Annotated in this window: 1 protein-coding gene; it reads left to right on the top strand. The window is 63.6% G+C overall.

Going from position 1 to position 1,544, the window contains the following annotated elements:
- Positions 1-1,544, top strand: a 1,544-nt coding sequence (locus VMR03_RS17360) for a glycerol-3-phosphate dehydrogenase/oxidase (protein ID WP_325407449.1), incomplete at both ends; no start/stop codon positions are given.

Below are 1,544 nucleotides of genomic sequence, written 5' to 3'. Positions count from 1 at the left end.
CTCAAGGTCGCCCTCCTCGAAAAAGAGGATTTCGCTCACGCGACGACGTCGGGCTCCTCGAAGCTCGTCCATGGCGGATTGCGCTATCTGGTCAATGGCGAGCTGAAGCTCGTGCGCGAATCGCTCCGTGAACGGCGCATCTGGGAGAATACGGCACCGCATATGGTGCATCCCCTGCCCTTCATCCTGCCGACCTATGGCTGGGGCATGAAGAGCGGCCCGGTGCTGTCTATCGGCCTCGCCTTCTACGATCTCCTGTCCTACGACCGCAATTTCGTTTCCGACGACGACAAGAAAATCCCGGGCTTCCGCACAGTGTCGCGCGAGGAAGCGCTGAAGCTGATGCCGAGCCTGAAGCGCGACGGCCTCACCGGCGCCAAGATCTATTACGACTGCCAGATGTTCGCGCCCGAGCGCCTCTGCCTCGAATGCATCGAGGGCGCGGTCGAATATGGCGCCGACGCCGCGAACTACGCCGAGGTGACGGACTTCGTGATCGAAAGCTCGATCGACACCGGCCGCCGCATCGCCGGTGTCCATGTGAAGGACCGCTTCACGGGCGAGACGCACATGATCCGCGGCAAGCTTGTCATCAACGCCGCCGGCCCCTGGGCCGACACGCTGATGGGCCTCGCCGAAGGCGGAGCGCCCAAGCGCCGACTGATCCGCTCCAAGGGTATCCACATCATCACGCGCGAGATTTCCGGCAAGAACGCGCTGGCGATCCAGTCCGACATCGGCGGCCACTTCTTCGTCATTCCCTGGCGCGATCACACGATCATCGGCACGACCGACACCGTCTTCGACGACGATCCGGACAAGGTCGGCGTCACCGAGCAGGATCTGAAGGATTTCATCAGTGTCGTGAATGACGGCTTGCCGGGACTGAACCTCAGGCGCGAGGACATCCTGCACTTCTATGTCGGCATCCGGCCGCTGGTCGACACCTCACCACCGAAAGGCGAGGAGGGCGAGGCGAAGGATTCCTACAATGCAAGCCGCGCGGCCGAAGTCTACGACCATGAGCCCATCGACGGCATAGGCGGGCTCATTTCGGCCATGGGCGGCAAATGGACGACCTCACGCCATCTCGCCGAGCAGATCGTCGACATGGCGCTGAAGAAGCTCGGCCGCCACGCGAAATGCGAGACGCATTGCACGCCGGTCTATGGCGGAGAGATCGGCCGGCTGAAGAGCTTCATCGCCCGCGCGCAGAAGCGCCATCCGCATCTCGGCGCCGACGTCGTCGAGAACCTCGTCTTCTTCTACGGCAGCCGCATCGACGAAGTGCTGGCGACCGCCGACGAGAAGCCCGGCGAACGCGAGGCGCTGCTGAAACGTCTTTCGTCCGACAGGCCGGTCCTCGCCGTCCAGGTGATCCATGCGATCCGCCACGAAATGGCGCGCCACCTGTCCGATATCCTTTTCCGTCGCACCGGCCTCGGCACGCTGGGCTCACCGGGCTTTCCCGTCATCAGCGCCGTCGTCGAACTGATGGCGCGCGAACTCGGCTGGGACGAAACGGCGATCGCGAACGAGATCGC

The sequence above is a fragment of the Parvibaculum sp. genome, assembly GCF_035511255.1.
In the GTDB taxonomy this organism is placed as follows: Bacteria; Pseudomonadota; Alphaproteobacteria; order Parvibaculales; family Parvibaculaceae; genus Parvibaculum.
This window is presented reverse-complemented; position numbering and strand designations above follow the sequence as displayed.